The organism is Roseomonas sp. HF4, assembly GCF_005222755.1.
Classification (GTDB): Bacteria; Pseudomonadota; Alphaproteobacteria; order Acetobacterales; family Acetobacteraceae; genus Neoroseomonas.
The window spans coordinates 50,598-65,467 of sequence record NZ_STGD01000008.1 but is presented as its reverse complement, the minus strand read 5'-3'; the positions used below and the strand labels follow the sequence as shown (position 1 = coordinate 65,467).

The 14,870-nt window shown below is 72.4% G+C and carries 14 protein-coding genes; 3 read left to right on the top strand and 11 right to left on the bottom strand.

Annotated features, from left to right (window positions below):
• Nucleotides 1-23: 23 nt before the first annotated feature.
• Complete coding sequence (locus E8M80_RS13670) at nt 24-425, top strand: MarR family transcriptional regulator (protein WP_137126265.1); 402 nt, start codon at nt 24-26, stop codon at nt 423-425.
• A 248-nt stretch (nt 426-673) separates the two neighbouring features.
• Here E8M80_RS13670 and E8M80_RS13665 read toward each other — a convergent pair whose 3' ends face one another.
• The 8 genes from E8M80_RS13665 to E8M80_RS13630 form a co-directional block, all read right to left on the bottom strand.
• Nucleotides 674-1,609, bottom strand: a complete 936-nt coding sequence (locus tag E8M80_RS13665) for a glyoxylate/hydroxypyruvate reductase A (protein ID WP_240790026.1) — start codon at nt 1,607-1,609, stop codon at nt 674-676.
• Nucleotides 1,606-2,085, bottom strand: coding sequence for a hypothetical protein (locus E8M80_RS13660; protein ID WP_137126263.1), 480 nt, complete (start codon nt 2,083-2,085; stop codon nt 1,606-1,608). Before E8M80_RS13660 ends, E8M80_RS13665 begins: the two co-directional genes overlap by 4 nt.
• Before the next feature lie 34 nt (nt 2,086-2,119).
• Entirely contained in the window at nt 2,120-3,727 is a 1,608-nt protein-coding gene (locus tag E8M80_RS13655) for an ABC transporter ATP-binding protein (RefSeq protein WP_137126262.1), read from the bottom strand.
• On the bottom strand, nt 3,727-4,767 hold the full coding sequence (locus tag E8M80_RS13650) for an ABC transporter permease (protein WP_137126261.1): 1,041 nt from the start codon (nt 4,765-4,767) through the stop codon (nt 3,727-3,729). The genes E8M80_RS13655 and E8M80_RS13650 overlap by 1 nt, the downstream gene beginning before the upstream one ends.
• A gap of 253 nt (nt 4,768-5,020) precedes the next feature.
• A complete protein-coding gene (locus E8M80_RS13645; RefSeq protein ID WP_137126260.1) occupies nt 5,021-6,136 on the bottom strand; it encodes a microcin C ABC transporter permease YejB in 1,116 nt (371 codons plus the stop codon).
• A gap of 30 nt (nt 6,137-6,166) precedes the next feature.
• Nucleotides 6,167-8,029: an extracellular solute-binding protein gene (locus E8M80_RS13640; protein WP_137126259.1), complete on the bottom strand. Its 1,863-nt coding sequence runs from the start codon at nt 8,027-8,029 to the stop codon at nt 6,167-6,169.
• 47 nt (nt 8,030-8,076) lie between these two features.
• Nucleotides 8,077-8,859 (bottom strand): histidinol-phosphatase, encoded by a 783-nt coding sequence (gene hisN, locus E8M80_RS13635; RefSeq protein ID WP_137126258.1) that lies wholly within the window; start codon nt 8,857-8,859, stop codon nt 8,077-8,079.
• Nucleotides 8,860-9,025: 166 nt separating this feature from the next.
• Nucleotides 9,026-9,565 carry a cytochrome c family protein gene (locus E8M80_RS13630; RefSeq protein WP_137126257.1) on the bottom strand — a complete coding sequence of 180 codons (540 nt, stop codon included), beginning with the start codon at nt 9,563-9,565 and terminating at the stop codon, nt 9,026-9,028.
• A gap of 166 nt (nt 9,566-9,731) precedes the next feature.
• Between E8M80_RS13630 and E8M80_RS13625 the strand changes: the two genes are divergently transcribed.
• Both E8M80_RS13625 and E8M80_RS13620 read left to right on the top strand, forming a co-directional pair.
• Nucleotides 9,732-10,433 (top strand): 3-deoxy-manno-octulosonate cytidylyltransferase, encoded by a 702-nt coding sequence (locus tag E8M80_RS13625; RefSeq protein ID WP_240790025.1) that lies wholly within the window; start codon nt 9,732-9,734, stop codon nt 10,431-10,433.
• Between the two features lie 61 nt (nt 10,434-10,494).
• Nucleotides 10,495-11,352: a prephenate dehydratase gene (locus E8M80_RS13620; protein WP_137126255.1), complete on the top strand. Its 858-nt coding sequence runs from the start codon at nt 10,495-10,497 to the stop codon at nt 11,350-11,352.
• Between the two features lie 12 nt (nt 11,353-11,364).
• Here E8M80_RS13620 and E8M80_RS13615 read toward each other — a convergent pair whose 3' ends face one another.
• From E8M80_RS13615 to E8M80_RS13605, 3 genes are all read right to left on the bottom strand, one after another.
• Nucleotides 11,365-12,828, bottom strand: a complete 1,464-nt coding sequence (locus E8M80_RS13615) for an MFS transporter (RefSeq protein WP_137126254.1) — start codon at nt 12,826-12,828, stop codon at nt 11,365-11,367.
• Nucleotides 12,829-12,901: 73 nt separating this feature from the next.
• Nucleotides 12,902-13,858, bottom strand: coding sequence for an acetyl-CoA carboxylase carboxyltransferase subunit alpha (locus E8M80_RS13610; protein WP_137126253.1), 957 nt, complete (start codon nt 13,856-13,858; stop codon nt 12,902-12,904).
• Nucleotides 13,859-13,870: 12 nt separating this feature from the next.
• Nucleotides 13,871-14,797 (bottom strand): tyrosine recombinase, encoded by a 927-nt coding sequence (locus tag E8M80_RS13605; protein ID WP_137126252.1) that lies wholly within the window; start codon nt 14,795-14,797, stop codon nt 13,871-13,873.
• Nucleotides 14,798-14,870 lie beyond the last annotated feature (73 nt).

Genomic DNA, 14,870 nt, shown 5'->3' with positions numbered 1-14,870 from the left:
ATTGAGAAGAAGGACAAAGCGCCATGACCAGCCAAGGTAATCCCGACCAGCAGATCGGCATCCTGCGCGAGACGATCGTCGCTCTCGTGCGCAGCGACGGCCCCGACCTGTCCGCGCGGCAACTCGCCGTGCTGCTCAGCGTCTACCTGAGCGAAGGGCCGCACACGGTGCGCGGGCTGGCCGCCGACCTCAATGTCTCGAAGCCCGCGATCACGCGCGCGCTGGACCGGCTCGGGGAACTCGACCTCGCGCGCCGCAAGGTGGACCCGGCCGATCGCCGCAGTGTGCTGGTGCAGCGCACCCCCCGCGGCAGCACCTTCCTGCAGGACCTGCAGAAGGTGATGCAGGAAGCGACGAAGAACGCCGCCGAGGTTCGCCTGCTGCCGGCGCAGGCGAACGGGGAGCCGGCGCTCCGCGCCGTGTGACCGTCCGCCGGGGCGTGCCCGGCGGTCGCGCGCGCGCGTCTCGACCACGAAGGTCGTGGGATGGGAACTTCCCCCGATTCGGCTCCCCACGACGTTGCCGTGTACCGCAGCGGGGACGCCAAGCCCTCACTTCGTTGGCGCCTGGCGCAGGACATCCAGGGTCCGGCGCCAGGTGCCAGCGAAGGTTGGGGGGCGAGTCCCCCCCCCCCGCGCTTCTCTCCGCGGCCCGACACCGAGGCCGGCCGGCATCAGTACCCGGCCGAGAAATCCACCAGGTTGATCAGCGGACGCCCGTCCCGCGCGCGGTGGATGTTCTCCACCACCTGCGGCGCCGCGCTGGACGGGATCGTGATGCTGGCCGCGTGCGGCGTCAGGATCACCTTCGGATGGCTCCAGAAGGGGCTTTCCGGCGGCAGCGGCTCGGGCTCGAAGACATCGAGGGCGGCGCCGGCCAGGTGGCCGGCATCGAGCGCCGCCAGCACGTCCGCCGCCACCTGGTGGCCGCCGCGCGCCGCGTTCAGCAGGTAGCCGCCGGGCTTCATGGCGGCCAGCAGGCGCGCGTCGATCACGCCGCGCGTTCCGGGCGTCAGCGGCAGCAGGCAGACAAGCATGTCCGCCTTCGCGGCCATGGCCATCAGGCCGTCCGCGCCGTGGAAGGTCTCGACGCCCGGCACGGATTTGGGCCGCCGGGACCAGCCCATGACAGGAAAGCCGAGCGCCAGCAGCGCCCGCGCTGCGTCGCTGCCCAACTCGCCGAGGCCCATGATGCCGATGCGCCGCGCCGAGGTCTCGGGCGCCGGCAATTCGTGCCAGATCTTCCGCGCCTGCTGGTCCCGGTATTCCAGGTCCTGGCGGTGGAAGCGCAGCACGTTCAGCAGCACCCATTCCGTCATGCCCTGGGTCAGGCGCTCATCGACCAGGCGCGCGACCGGCACGCCGGGCGGCGGCCCGGGCGGGCGGAACAGGTGGTCCACCCCCGCGCCCATGGACACGATGACGCGGAGGTTCGGATACCGGCGCAACTCCATCATGTCGTGCGCGGTCCAGACCACCGCGGCCTCGATGTCGGCGGGCGCGCCGGCCTCGGGGAACAGGCGGATCTCGAGCGACGGATCGACGGCCAGCAGCGCCGCCTTCCAGTCCTGCATCGTGTGTGCCTTGGTCGAGAGCAGCACGGCCATCATTCGGTGTCCTTCGGATCGGTGCCGAGGGCCTCGTCGATCGCGGTGACGAAGCCGCGCCAGGAATCGCGCTGCGTCGCCGCGCGTTCCGTGCCGTCCGGCAGTTTGGCATAGAGGCTGAGCACGCCCTTCGCCCAGAGCGCGTCGAAATGGGCGGGCGACTGCAGCGCGAAGGCCGCGCTGCGGTCGAAGACGCCGTCCTTCACCTTCGGCATCACCTTGGCGATCCACCACCAGCAGCCGATGCCGAGCACGATGGTGCCGGCCCAGGCGCCGCCTTCGCGGACGCCGAGCGCGACAAGCGGCGCGCCGCCCCATTTCAGCGCGACGAAGGAGGTGGCGAGCACGATCGCGGCCGGCCAGACGTTCTCCCACGACCGGTAGACCGGCGACCCGGGCGAGTTCATGCGGCGGATGTTGATGCCGAGCCTGACATGCTCCGCATCCATCAGCGCCTTCAGCCGTTCGAGTTCCGTCACGCCGTCCCTGCCGCCGGGGCGCCCCGCGCCCGCATCACACCCGCATGCCCGCCACGGCTTCCGTCCTGAGGTCGAAGGCCGCGGCCATCAGCGCGCGGGTGTAGGCTTCCCGCGGCGCGCCGACAACCTGGGCGGCCTCGCCCTCCTCGACCACCTTGCCGTCCTTCAGCACGATGATCCGGTGCGCCATGGCGCGCACCACCCTGAGGTCGTGCGAGATGAACAGGTAGGCCAGCCGGTGCTTCGCCTGCAGTGCGCGCAGCAGGTCCACCACCTGCGCCTGCACGCTGACATCGAGCGCCGAGGTCGGCTCGTCCAGCACGAGGAAGCGCGGCTTCAGCACAAGGGCGCGCGCGATGGCGATGCGCTGGCGCTGGCCGCCGCTGAATTCGTGCGGGTAGCGTTCCGCCATGGCGGGCTCGAGGCCGACTTCCTCGAGCGCGGTCGCGACGGCGCGCGAGCGGGCATCGCGCGTCAGGCCGGGCTCATGGACGGCGAGGCCCTCGCCCACGATCTCGGCCACGCTCATCCGCGGCGACAGAGCGCCGAAGGGGTCCTGGAAGACGATCTGCATGCGCCGCCGCAGGGGGCGGAGCGCGCCGCGCTGAAGGCCCTCGATCGCGGTGCCCTCGAAGCGGATGGCGCCCTCGCTCTGCTCCAGCCGCAGCAGCGCGAGCCCGAGCGTGGTCTTCCCCGAGCCCGATTCACCCACCAGGCCCACCGTCTCCCCCTCACGCACGCGGAGGCTGACGCCGTCCACCGCGCGCACATGGGCGACCACGCGGCGCATGAGGCCGCGGCGGATCGGGAACAGTACCTTCACCGCCTCGCCGCGCATCACCTCGGCGGCCTGGTCGGCGACGGGGTCGGGGGCGCCGCGCGGCTCGGTCGCCAGCAGCATGCGCGTGTAGTCGTGCTGCGGGTTCGCGAAGACCTCCTCGACCCGGCCCTGCTCGACCGCCTGCCCGTCCTTCATCACCACCACGCGGTCGGCGTGCTTCTTCACGATGCCGAGGTCGTGCGTGATGAGCAGCAGCGCCATGCCGGTCTCGCGCTTCAGCGTCTGCAGCAGTTCCAGGATCTGCGCCTGGATGGTGACGTCGAGCGCGGTGGTCGGCTCGTCGGCGATCAGCAGCTTCGGGTCGTTCGCCAGCGCCGCGGCGATCATCACGCGCTGGCGCTGCCCGCCCGAGAGCTGGTGCGGATAGGCGCCGAGCCGCGCATCCGCATCGGGGAAGCCGGCGCGGTGCAGCAGCTCCACGATCCGCGTCCGAAGGGCATCGCCGGCCAGCGGCCGGTGCAGCGTGATCGCCTCCCCCACCTGGCGCTCGACCGTGTGCAGCGGGTTCAGCGAGGTCATGGGTTCCTGGAACACCATGCCGGCGACGCCGCCACGCAGGCGCAGCAGCTCGGCCTCGGGCGCGGCCAGCACCTCGGTGCCGTCGAGCGCGATCCGGCCCTCGGGGTTGCTCCCCGCGCCCGGCAGCAGCCGAAGACAGGACAGCGCCGTGACCGACTTGCCCGAGCCCGATTCGCCCACCAGCGCGACCGTCTCCCCGCGCTCGACGGCGAAGGAGACGCCCTCCACCACGCGCTTGCCGCGGAAGGCGACGGCCAGGTTCTCGACCGTGAGCAGGGCCATCAGCCTGCACCCCCCGGCAGCTTGCGCGGGTCGAAGGCGTCGCGCACCGCCTCCCCCACGAAGATCAGCAGCGTCAGCATGCCGCCCAGCACCACGAAGCCGGTCATGGCGAGCCAGGGCGCGTTCAGGTTGTTCTTGCCCTGGTTGACCAGCTCCCCCAGCGAGGGCGAGCCGGGCGGAAGCCCGAAGCCCAGGAAGTCGAGGCTCGCCAGCACGGTCACGGAGCCGGACAGGATGAAGGGCAGGAAGGTCAGCGTCGCCACCATCGCATTGGGCAGGATGTGGCGGAACATGACCACGCTGTCGGAGACGCCGAGCGCCTTGGCCGCCCGCACGTAGTCGAAGTTGCGCCCGCGCAGGAACTCCGCGCGCACCACGCCGGTCAGCCCCATCCAGGAGAACAGCAGCAGGAAGACCAGCAGCACCCAGAAGCTCGGCTCGATCACGGAGGCCAGGATGATGAGCAGATAGAGCTGCGGCATGCCCGACCAGATCTCGATGAAGCGCTGGAACAGCAGGTCCGTGAGCCCGCCATAGAAGCCCTGCACCGCGCCCGCCGCGATGCCGACGACGGAACTGACGATCGTGAGCGTGAAGCCGAACAGCACCGAGATGCGGAAGCCGTAGATCACGCGCGCCAGCACGTCCCGCGCCTGGTCGTCGGTGCCGAGCCAGTTCTGCGCCGAGGGCGGCGCCGGCGCCGGCTGCGGCAGGTCCCGCACCACGGAACGGTAGGAATAGGGCACCAGCGGCCAGACCATCCAGCCGCCCTTGGCCGCGAACTCGTCCCGGAAGCCGCGGTCGTGCCAGTCGGCCAGCGTCGGCAGGCCATCCGGGATCACGTCGCTCTCGGCGTAGTCGACCAGCACCGGCACGTACCAGCGGCCATCCACCTTCGCGACCAGCGGGCGGTCATTGGCGATGAACTCCGCGAACAGGGTCACGAAGAACAGCACCGCGAAGATCGCCAGCGACCAGGTGCCGCGCCGGTTCGCGCGGAAATTGGCGAGGCGACGGCGGGTGAGGGGGGTGAGCGTCATGGCGTGGGCGTGCGGATGCAAGGGGGCGCTGCCCCCCTGCACCCCCCGCCAGAGGCCGAAAGGCCTCTGGACACCATGAATTGGCCGGCGGGAGGGAGGGGCCGGGCGCGTGTTCCCCGCCCGGCGGTTCCGTGGTGCCCCTCCCTCCCGCCGGCCAAGTATCGGGTTCCAAGGGCCCTTAGGCCCTTGGCGGGTGGGTGCGGGAGGGCGGAGCCCTCCTGCGGCGCGCGCCACGCCAGGACCGCCCCCACCCTCACCGCCGCGCCTCGAAGTCGATGCGCGGGTCGACCAGCGTGTAGGTGAAGTCCCCCACGATCTGCATGACCAGGCCGAGCAGCGTGAAGATGTAGAGTGTTGCGAACATCACCGGGTAGTCGCGCCGGATGGCGCTTTCGAAGCCGAGCAGCCCGAGCCCGTCGAGCGAGAAGATGATTTCGGTCAGCAGCGCCCCGGTGAACAGGATGCCGATGAAGGCGGCCGGGAAGCCCGCGATGATCAGCAGCATCGCGTTGCGGAAGATGTGCCCGTAGAGCACGCGGCGTTCGCTGTTGCCCTTGGCGCGGGCCGTGACGGTGTACTGCTTGCCAATCTCGTCCAGGAAGGCGTTCTTGGTCAGCATCGTCAGGCCCGCGAAGCCGCCGATCACCAGCGTCAGCGTGGGCAGCGCCATGTGCCAGGCGTAGTCGATCGCGCGTTCCCAGAATGGCCAGTCCGCGGCGCCCGGGCTCGCCAGGCCGCGCAGCGGGAACCACTGGAAGAACGAACCGCCGGCGAACAGCACGACCAGCAGGATGGCGAACAGGAAGCCCGGCACCGCGTAGCCCACCAGCACGACGCCCGATGTCGCGACATCGAAGCGTGACCCGTCGCGCACCGCCTTGCGGATGCCGAGCGGGATCGAGACGAGGTAGATGATCAGCGTGGACCAGAGGCCGAGGCTGATCGAGACCGGCATCTTCTCGAGGATGAGGTCGACCACCGGCTTGTCCCGGAACAGCGACCGGCCGAAGTCGAAGGTGAGGTAGCCGGCCAGCATCTCCCTGAAGCGAGTGGTGGCGGGCTTGTCGAAGCCGAAGGCGCGCTCGATCTCGGCGACGATGGCGGGGTCGAGGCCGCGCGCGCCGCGATACGTGCCGACCGGGCCCTCGCCGCCGCCGCCGCCCCGCTGATCGAGGTTCGCGGGCGCACGGACCTCGCCGCCGCCCTCCCCGGTCAGGCGGCCGAGCGTGGCGCCTTCGCCGCGCAACTCGGCCAGCATCTGCTCGACGGGCCCGCCGGGTGCGAACTGCACGACCGCGAAGTTGATCAGGATGATGCCGAACAGCGTCGGCACCACCAGCAGCAGGCGGCGGAGGAGATAGGCGCCCATCTCAGGCCCGCAGCGGCGGCGGCAGGGCCATCACAGGCTGCGCCGGGCTTCGGCGAGCGCGGCCTCGCGCGCCGGGTCGATCCACCAGGCGGAGGGGAAGGACAGGCCGTAGCGCGGGTTGCGCTCGGGGCGGCCGAACTTGTCCCAGAAGGCGACGCGGAAGGTGCGGCTGTGCCATTGCGGGACGACGAAGTTGTGGTGCAGCAGCACGCGGTCGAGCGCCCGCGTGCGCGCCACCAACTCATCATAGCCCGGCGCGCCGATCACGAGCTCGACCAGCTCGTCGATCGCCGGGTCGGAGATGCCGGCCGTGTTGCGGCTGCCGTTCTCGCGCGCCTTGGCGCTGCTCCAGTAGTCGCGCTGCTCGTTGCCGGGGGAGAAGCCCTGGCCGAACACCTCGACCGTCATGTCGAAGTCGAATGCGTCGATGCGCACCTGGTACTGCGCGGGATCGACCGTGCGCACGCGGGCCGATACGCCAAGGCGCTCGAGCCACTGCACGTAGGGCAGCGCCACGCGCTCGAAGGTCGGGCCCTGCAGCAGGATCTCGAGCTCGAAGGGCTGGCCCTGCGCGTTGACCAGGCGACGGTCGCGCACGCGCCAGCCGGCGTCCTGCAGCAGGCCGAGGGCGCGGCGCAGCCCCGCGCGGTTGTTGCCCGAGCCGTCGGTGACGGGCAGCGCGTATTCCTCGGTGAAGACGGCGTCGGGAATGCGGCCGCGGAAGCCTTCCAGGATCTGCTTCTCGCGCCCCTCGGGCAGGCCGCGCGCGGCGAAGTCGGAATTCGAGAAGTAGGATCTCGTGCGCGCATAGGCGCCGTAGAACAGGTTGGCGTTCATCCACTCGAAGTCGAAGACCTCGATCAGCGCGCGCCGCACGCGGGCATCCTGGAACTGCGGCCGGCGCAGGTTCATCGCGAAGCACTGCATCCCGGTCGGGATCTCGTGCGGCACCTCCTCCCGCTTCACGAGGTTGCGGCGGGCGGCGGGGAAGTCGTAGCCGGTCGCCCAGTCGCGCGCGACGTTCTCCTGGCGGAAGTCGATCTGCCCGGCCTTGAAGGCCTCGAAGGCCACGGTCGTGTCGCGGAAGTACTCGTAGCGGATGGTGTCGAAGTTGTTCAGGCCGCGGCGGACGTTGAGGTCGCGCGCCCAGTAGTCCTCGACGCGGCGGTAGACGACGCTGCGGTTGGCCTCGAAGCGCTCGAGCCGGTAGGGGCCCGAGCCGAGCGGCACGTCGAGCGAGGGCCGCGCGAAGTCGCGCCCCTCCCACCAGTGCTTCGGCATCACCGGCAGGTCGCCCAGGATCTGCGCGAGTTCCCGGTTCTCGGCGTTGCGGAAGCGGAAGGTGACGCGGCGCGGCCCCGCGGCCACCACCTCGGTCACGTCGGCCCAATAGGCGCGGAAGAAGGGCCTGCCATGGGTGCGCAGCGCGTTGAAGGAAAAGACCGCGTCCTCGGCCGTCACGGGCCGGCCGTCGTGCCAGCGGGCGTCCGCGCGCAACTCGAACGACACGCCGAGGCGATCGGCGGGGAGTTCCACCGTCTCGGCCAGGTGGCCGTATTCGGCCGTCGCCTCGTCCGGGTTGCCGGCCATCAGCGTGTCGTAGATCAGGCCGATCCCGGCATCCGGCGTGCCGCGCAGGATGTAGGGGTTGAAGCTGTCGAAGGCGCCGAGGCGGCCCAGCACCACCTCGCCGCCCTTGCGCGCCGCCGGGTTGGCCCAGGGCCAGTGCGGGAAGTCCCGCGGCAGGGCTGGCTCCGCCAGCAGGGAGAGCGCGTGGGTCCGCACCACCTCGCCCGGCCTGTCGCCCCCGGCGGGGACGACCGCGCGCGCGCCGCGCGGCAGGGCGGGAAGGGCGGCCAGGGCGCCGAGCGCCAGGAGGTCACGTCGCTGCATGGAATGCAGGATGGGGGCTGGACCCCTGCGGGGCAACGTCCCTGCGCTTACCGATCGGTGAGGAGGGACACGGCCTCGGCCAGCAGGGCGGGATCCCCCACGGCCAGGACGCGGCCGTCGGAGGCGGCGGTGAGCGGCTCCCCGCGCCAATCCGTCACGCGGCCGCCGGCGCCTTCGACCACCGGCACCAGCGCCGCCCAGTCCCAGATCTTCATCGTGCTTTCGGCGACGACATCGACCAGGCCGAGCGCCAGCAGCCCGTAGGAATAGCAGTCGCCGCCCCAGGTCACGCGCCGCGCGGCGCCGCGCAGGCGCTCGAAGCCCGGCCTGTCCGGCGCCAGGAACATGTCGGGGCTGGTGCAGGAGAGTTCTGCGTCGCCGACGCGGGCGCAGGGCCGGCAGGCGGCGGTCCCGCCGAGCGGCGCGCGGAAGCGCGTGGCCCGGCCCGCGACGCCGACCCAGCGTTCCCCGGTCACCGGCTGGTCGATGATGCCGAGCACCGGCACCCCCCTGTGCAGCAGCCCCACCAGGCAGCCGAACAGCGGCCGGCCGGTGATGAAGGCGCGGGTGCCGTCGATCGGGTCCAGCACCCAGACCCATTCGGCGTCGGGCCGATCCGCGCCGTGTTCCTCGCCGATCACGCCGTGGCCGGGGAAGCGGGCGGCGATGAGCGCGCGAATCGCTTCCTCCGCCTCCCGGTCGGCCCGCGTGACGGGGCTGGCGTCGCCCTTGGCCTCGACCAGCAGGGTGGAGCGAAACAGCGGGCGGATCGCCGCGCCGGCGGCATCGGCGAAGACCTCGGCCGCGGCGATGATGTCGTCGGGAACCATGTCTTGCCCCTTCCGTCCGCCATTCCCTGCGGTTCGAGGCCCTGCCTCGATCCGGGAGCGCAACGCGCGACCGCGCCCAACCCGTCAGTCGTGCCCGGAGCAACCGAGCGCGGCGCGCAAGCCAAGCCGCCGGATGGCGGCGCCCGGCGCCTGAGGGCGAAAAAACTTACGGCGCCGGCGCAGCCGGGGAGATCGAACGCAGGTAGGCGATCAGGTCCGCCCGCTGCTGCGTGTTCGCGAGCCCGCCATAGGTCATGCGGTTCCCCGGCGCGTAGGCGCGCGGGTTGTGCAGCCAGGCGTTCAGTTCCTCGTAGGTCCAGGGCTTGTCCGCCATGCCGCGGAGCGCGGCGGAGTAGTTGAAGCCCTCGATATGCGCGTGCTTGGCGCCGACGATGCCGTAGAGGTTCGGCCCGACGCCCTGGCGGCCGCCCTCGTTGAAGGAATGGCAGGACGCGCACTGGCGCTGCGCCACCTGGCGGCCGTTGTCGACATTGGCACTGGCGAGCAGCGGCACGATCGGGTCGAGCGCCGGGGCCGCGGCCGGGGCGGTGGCCTGCTGGGTGGCTTCCTCGCCGCCGATGCGGATGGCGGCGTCGTGCGGGAACTTCGGCTTCACGAGCAGGCTGCCCACGAACCCCGCCAGGCCGAGCGTGATGCCCGCGGTCAGCACCGCCGCGACGATCTTGTTGCCTTCCAGACTGTGCATTGCGCCTCGAACCCTCGTGCCGGCGCCGGCCGCGCGTTTGCGCGGCGGCTTCGCCTTGCCTAAAACGCGGCGGACCATAGTGCCCGCCCCCGCGCCAGACAACCCGCGTTACCCGCGCCAGACCGGACCCGCAGCCTTGCGCCCCATCGTCGTCATTCCTGCCCGCATGGCGGCGACCCGCCTGCCCGGCAAGCCGCTGGCCGACATCCACGGCCGCCCCATGATCGCCCATGTGCTGGACCGGGCGCGGGAGGCCGGGATCGGCCCCGTCGCCGTCGCGGCCGGGGAGCCCGAGATCGTTGCCGCCGCGCGCGGCGCCGGCGCCGAGGCCGTGCTGGTGGCCGACGACGTGCCCTCGGGCACCGACCGGGTGCAGCGCGCGCTGGCGGTGCTGGACCCGGGCGGGCACCACGACGTGGTCGTGAACCTGCAGGGCGACTTCCCGACCATCGCGCCCGAGACGCTGCGCGCTGTGCTGGCGCCGCTGGAGGACCCCGCGGTCGACATCGGCACGCTGGTCTGCCCGATCGCCGACGAGGCGGAGGCGAACACCCCATCCTTCGTCAAATGCGCCTGCGCCTTCGAGGGCGAGGCCCGGGTCGCCCCGGCGCTCTATTTCTCGCGCCTGCCGATCCCCTGGGGGGATGGGCTGCGCTGGCACCATATCGGCGTCTATGCCTACCGGCGCGCGGCGCTCGACCGCTTCGTGGCGCTGCCGGCGAGCCCGCTGGAACTGCGCGAGAAGCTCGAACAGCTGCGCGCGCTGGAGGCGGGCATGCGCATCGCCGCGGCGCGGGTCGAGCATGGGCCCTTCGGCGTCGATACGCCGGAGGACCTCGATCGCGCCCGCACGCTGCTCGCGCGCTGAATCCCGCGCGCCGCCCGCACGCTGAATCCCACGCGCTGTCCGCACGCTGAACGGAACATCCATGCCGACCAACACCATCGCCTTCCAGGGCCTGCCCGGCGCCTATTCGGACCTGTCCTGCCGGAGCGCCTATCCCGGCTGGAAAACCCTGCCCTGCCCGTCCTTCGAGGCGGCGATGGAGGCGCTGCATCAGGGCCGCGCCGACCTCGCGATGCTGCCCTGCGAGAATTCCGTCGCGGGGCGCGTGCCCGACATCCATCGTCTGCTGCCGGGCTCCGGCCTCAACGTGGTGGGGGAGCATTTCCAGCGCGTCGAGCATTGCCTGCTGGCGCCCAAGGGGGCGAGTCTGGCCACGCTCAGGCGCGCGCACAGCCACCCGATGGCGCTCGGCCAGGTGCTGAACCTGATGCGCGACATGGCGCTGCAGCCGGTGATCGAGGCCGACACCGCGGGCGCCGCCGCCATCATCGCCGAACGCGGCGGCATCGAGGACGCGGCGATCGCGAGCGAACTGGCGGCCGAGATCTACGGGCTCGAGATCCTGAAGCGCAACGTCGAGGACGAGCACGACAACACGACGCGGTTCTACGTGATGGCGCGCGAACGCCGCGACCCGCCGCCCGGCGCGCCCGACACCGTCACCACCTTCGTCTTCCGCGTCCGGTCCATCCCGGCCGCGCTCTACAAGGCGCTGGGCGGCTTCGCGACGAACGGCGTCAACATGACGAAGCTCGAATCCTACATGGTGGGCGGGCGCTTCGCCGCGGCACAGTTCCTCTGCGACGTGGACGGCCACCCGGACAGCCCGGCGCTGCGGCGCGCCTTCGAGGAGCTGGAATTCTTCTCGCGCGAGTTCCGCATCCTCGGCGCCTATCCGGCGCATCCCTACCGGCTGGAGCAGGCGGCGGCGGGGGATTGACCCCGCGCCCCCTCAGAACCGCCGCAACGGCACCCGCCACGCCAGCACAGCCCCCACTGCCGTCAGCACCGCCGCCGTCGCGAACAGCCCGCGGAACGCCTCCGCCAGTTCGCTGCGCAGCGCCGCCGCCGCCTCCGGCCCGAGCGCCGCCAGATACCCCGGCCCCTCCGTCACCAGCCGCTGGAACGCGGCGCCGGAGCCCGTCGCACTCACCGCCATGAACACCACCGCCGCCACCACCGCCGTGCCCGTCGCCGCGCCGATGTTGCGCGAGAACGCCACGCCCGCCGAGGCCGCGCCCAGCCTCTCCCGCCCCGCCGCTGCCTGCGCCGTTACCTGCACCACCGGATAGGACGTGCCCGAGCAGAACGCCGCCGCCGCCAGCAGCGGCAGGAATCCCGCCAGCGGCAGGTCGGCCGCCACCAGCGCCAGCGCTGCCCACAGCACCACGCCGACGGGCAGGAACGCCGTCGGCCAGCGCATCGCATGCCCGGTCCGCGCCACCATCCGCCCCGAGAAGAAGGCGCCGGACGCACCGCCGAGCGACATCGCCACCAGCATCAGCCCGGACGGCCCCGGCGCGATGCCGCGCACCGTCTGCAGCCACACCGGCAGGAGCGCGATCATCCCGACCTGCGCCCCCACCACGCAGGCCGAGAGCAGGTAGGCACGCCAGATCGAGGGCTCCGCGAACAGCGAGAGCGGCAGCAGCGGGTCGCGCGCCGCGCGTTCCACCCGCAGCAGCAGCAGCACGGCGCCCACCGAGACGACCGCCAGCACCACCACCGCCGGCAGCAAGGCCGGATCGAGCCGTCGCGCGCGGTCCAGCGCCACCAGCGCGCAGCCCACCGCCAGCACGAACAGCCCGAGCCCCGCCCAGTCGAAGCGCAGCCGCGCCTCGCGCCGCACCGGCGGCACCGCGGCCAGCCGCCGGGCCAGCACCGCGCAGGCCACCGCCACCGGCAGCAGCACCAGGAACACCGACCGCCAGCCGAAGAACTGCGTGGCATAGCCGCCGATCACCGGCCCGCAGGCGGAGGCGAAGGCGAAGGATCCCGCGATCCAGGCCTGGTAGCGCCCGCGTTCGCGCGGCGGCAGCGCCTCCCCGATCAGCGCCTGCGCCAGCGTGAGCAGCGCGCCGCCGCCGAAGCCCTGCACGATGCGCGCCCCGATCAGCGCCGGCAGGCTCGGCGCCAGCGCACAGCCCAGGCAGCCGGCCGCGAAGACCGCCAGCGCCACGAACAGCAGCCGCTTGCGCCCGAACACATCCCCCAGCTGGCCGAAGACCGGCGCCGCGCAGGTGGCCGCCACGAGGTAGGCCACAAGGATCCAGGATACCCGCTCGATCCCGCCCATCTCGGCCGCGATGGCCGGCAGCGCCGTCGCGACGATGGTCTGGTCGACCGCCGACAGGAAGATGGTCAGCGCGATGCCCGGGAAGGCCCGGACGAAGCGCGCGCGCGTATCCTCGATCATGGCCGGTCGCAGGTTCCGAGGGCCTTTCGGCCCTCGGCGGAGGGGGGGCGGGAGAGGCGGTGCCTCCCCTGCCTCAGATCACCCCGGATCGCCCCATCTCCAGGAACTTCTCCCGCCGCCGCGCGCGCAGCGTCGCGCCGTCCAGTTCCACCAGCGGCTCCAGCAACTCCGAGATCCGGTTGCCGAGCGCCGCGATGGTGCCGTGCGCGTCGCGATGCGCCCCGCCCAGCGGCTCGGGCAGCACGGCGTCCACCAGGTTCAGCTTGTGCAGGTCCTCGGCGGTCAGCTTCAGGGCCTCGGCCGCCGTCGCCGCCTGAGCCTGGTCGCGCCAGAGGATGGAGGCGCAGCCCTCGGGGCTGATCACGGAATAGATCGCGTGTTCCAGCATCACGATCCGGTCGGCGGCCGCGAGCGCGATGGCGCCGCCCGAGCCGCCTTCGCCGATGATGGTCGCGATGAAGGGGACGGGCGCGTCGAGCCCCGCCTCGATCGACCGCGCGATGGCTTCCGCCTGGCCGCGCGCCTCGGCGTCGATGCCCGGGAAGGCGCCGGCGGTGTCGACGAAGGACAGGATCGGCAGGCCGAAGCGGCCGGCGAGTTCCATCAGGCGGCGCGCCTTGCGGTAGCCCTCCGGCCGCGCCATGCCGAAATTGTGCTTCACGCGGCTTTCGGTGTCGTGGCCGCGCTCGGTGCCCAGCACCATCACCGCGCGGCCGCGGAAGCGACCCATGCCGCCCACCACCGCCAGGTCATCGGCGAAGGCACGGTCGCCGGCCAGCGGCGTGAAGTCCTCGACCAGGGTGTGGATGTAGTCCGAGGCGTGCGGCCGGTCCGGATGGCGCGCGACCTGCGCCTTCTGCCAGGGCGTCAGCTTGGCGTAGGTGGATTTCAGCAGGGTCTGCGCCTTGTCGCGCAGCCGGCCGACTTCCTCGGCCACGTCGATGCCGCCCGCGTCGGTGGTCCGACGCAGTTCCTCGATCTTGCCTTCCAGCTCGGCGATCGGTTTCTCGAAATCCAGGAAGTGGCGCATGGGGCCGGGGGGTTAGCCGAAATCCGGGCCGCGCGCGACCCCCCCGGTGGCCAGCGGGTGGTGCGCCTCCACCAGCGCCTTCAGCCGGGCCTCCAGGACCTTCGTGTAGATCTGGGTCGTGGCGATGTCCGCATGGCCCAGCAGCACCTGCAGGCTCCGCAGATCCGCGCCCCGCGCCAGCAGGTGGGACGCGAAGGAATGCCGCAGCACGTGCGGGCTGACCCGCGCGGGGTCGAGGCCCGCGGCCAGCGCCGCCTCCTTCAGCAGCAGCGCCAGGGACTGCCGGGTCAGGTGCCCCGCCGCGGCGCGGGAGGGGAACAGCCAGCGCGCCGCCCGCGCGCCCTTGCCCTCGGCCGCCGCGTCGCGGGCCGCCAGCGCCAGCGCCCGGGCCCGGGCCGAGACCGGCACCAGCCGCTCCTTGCCCCCCTTGCCGCGCACGGCGATCAGCTCCTCCCCCGGCCTGAGCGCGCCGGCCGGCAGGGCCACGAGCTCGCTGGCGCGCAGCCCCGAGCAATACAGCAACTCGACCGCCGCCGCCGCCACCGCGCCGCGCTTGCCGGGCAGGCCGGCGGCGGCCGCGATCAGGCGCTCGACCTCCTCCTCGGTCAGCGCGCGCGGCAGGCTCGCGGGCAGTCGCGGGCTGTCGAGCAGCTCGGTCGGATCGTCGGGGCGGATGCCCTCGGCTGCCAGGAAGCGATGGAACTGGCGGATGGCGGAGAGCCGGCGCGCCTGGGTCCGCGCCGCGAATCCGGCCGCCGCGAGCCCTGCCAGCCAGTCCCGCAGCAGCCCCGCATCGGCGGCATGGGCGGCGACGCCCTGCGCGGCGGCGAAGGCCGCGAAATCGGAGAGGTCCGCGCCGTAGGCGGCCAGCGTGTTGCGCGCCGCGCCGCGCTCGGCGGCCAGCATCTCGAGGAAGGCCTCGACATGGCGGGAGGTCATGCGCGCGGCCCCGGCGGCCGTTTGAGAATGCGCCGTTCGGCGCATTCAGCAGCGCGGCACCGGCCCGCTCCCT

Coding starts and splice junctions, on each gene's coding strand:
- E8M80_RS13670 (WP_137126265.1), top strand. CDS start 24: ATGACCAGCCAAGGTAATCCCGACCAGCAGATCGGCATCCTGCGCGAG.
- E8M80_RS13665 (WP_240790026.1), bottom strand. CDS start 1,609: ATGATGGCCGTGCTGCTCTCGACCAAGGCACACACGATGCAGGACTGG.
- E8M80_RS13655 (WP_137126262.1), bottom strand. CDS start 3,727: ATGGCCCTGCTCACGGTCGAGAACCTGGCCGTCGCCTTCCGCGGCAAG.
- E8M80_RS13650 (WP_137126261.1), bottom strand. CDS start 4,767: ATGACGCTCACCCCCCTCACCCGCCGTCGCCTCGCCAATTTCCGCGCG.
- E8M80_RS13645 (WP_137126260.1), bottom strand. CDS start 6,136: ATGGGCGCCTATCTCCTCCGCCGCCTGCTGCTGGTGGTGCCGACGCTG.
- E8M80_RS13640 (WP_137126259.1), bottom strand. CDS start 8,029: ATGCAGCGACGTGACCTCCTGGCGCTCGGCGCCCTGGCCGCCCTTCCC.
- hisN (WP_137126258.1), bottom strand. CDS start 8,859: ATGGTTCCCGACGACATCATCGCCGCGGCCGAGGTCTTCGCCGATGCC.
- E8M80_RS13630 (WP_137126257.1), bottom strand. CDS start 9,565: ATGCACAGTCTGGAAGGCAACAAGATCGTCGCGGCGGTGCTGACCGCG.
- E8M80_RS13625 (WP_240790025.1), top strand. CDS start 9,732: ATGGCGGCGACCCGCCTGCCCGGCAAGCCGCTGGCCGACATCCACGGC.
- E8M80_RS13620 (WP_137126255.1), top strand. CDS start 10,495: ATGCCGACCAACACCATCGCCTTCCAGGGCCTGCCCGGCGCCTATTCG.
- E8M80_RS13615 (WP_137126254.1), bottom strand. CDS start 12,828: ATGATCGAGGATACGCGCGCGCGCTTCGTCCGGGCCTTCCCGGGCATC.
- E8M80_RS13610 (WP_137126253.1), bottom strand. CDS start 13,858: ATGCGCCACTTCCTGGATTTCGAGAAACCGATCGCCGAGCTGGAAGGC.
- E8M80_RS13605 (WP_137126252.1), bottom strand. CDS start 14,797: ATGACCTCCCGCCATGTCGAGGCCTTCCTCGAGATGCTGGCCGCCGAG.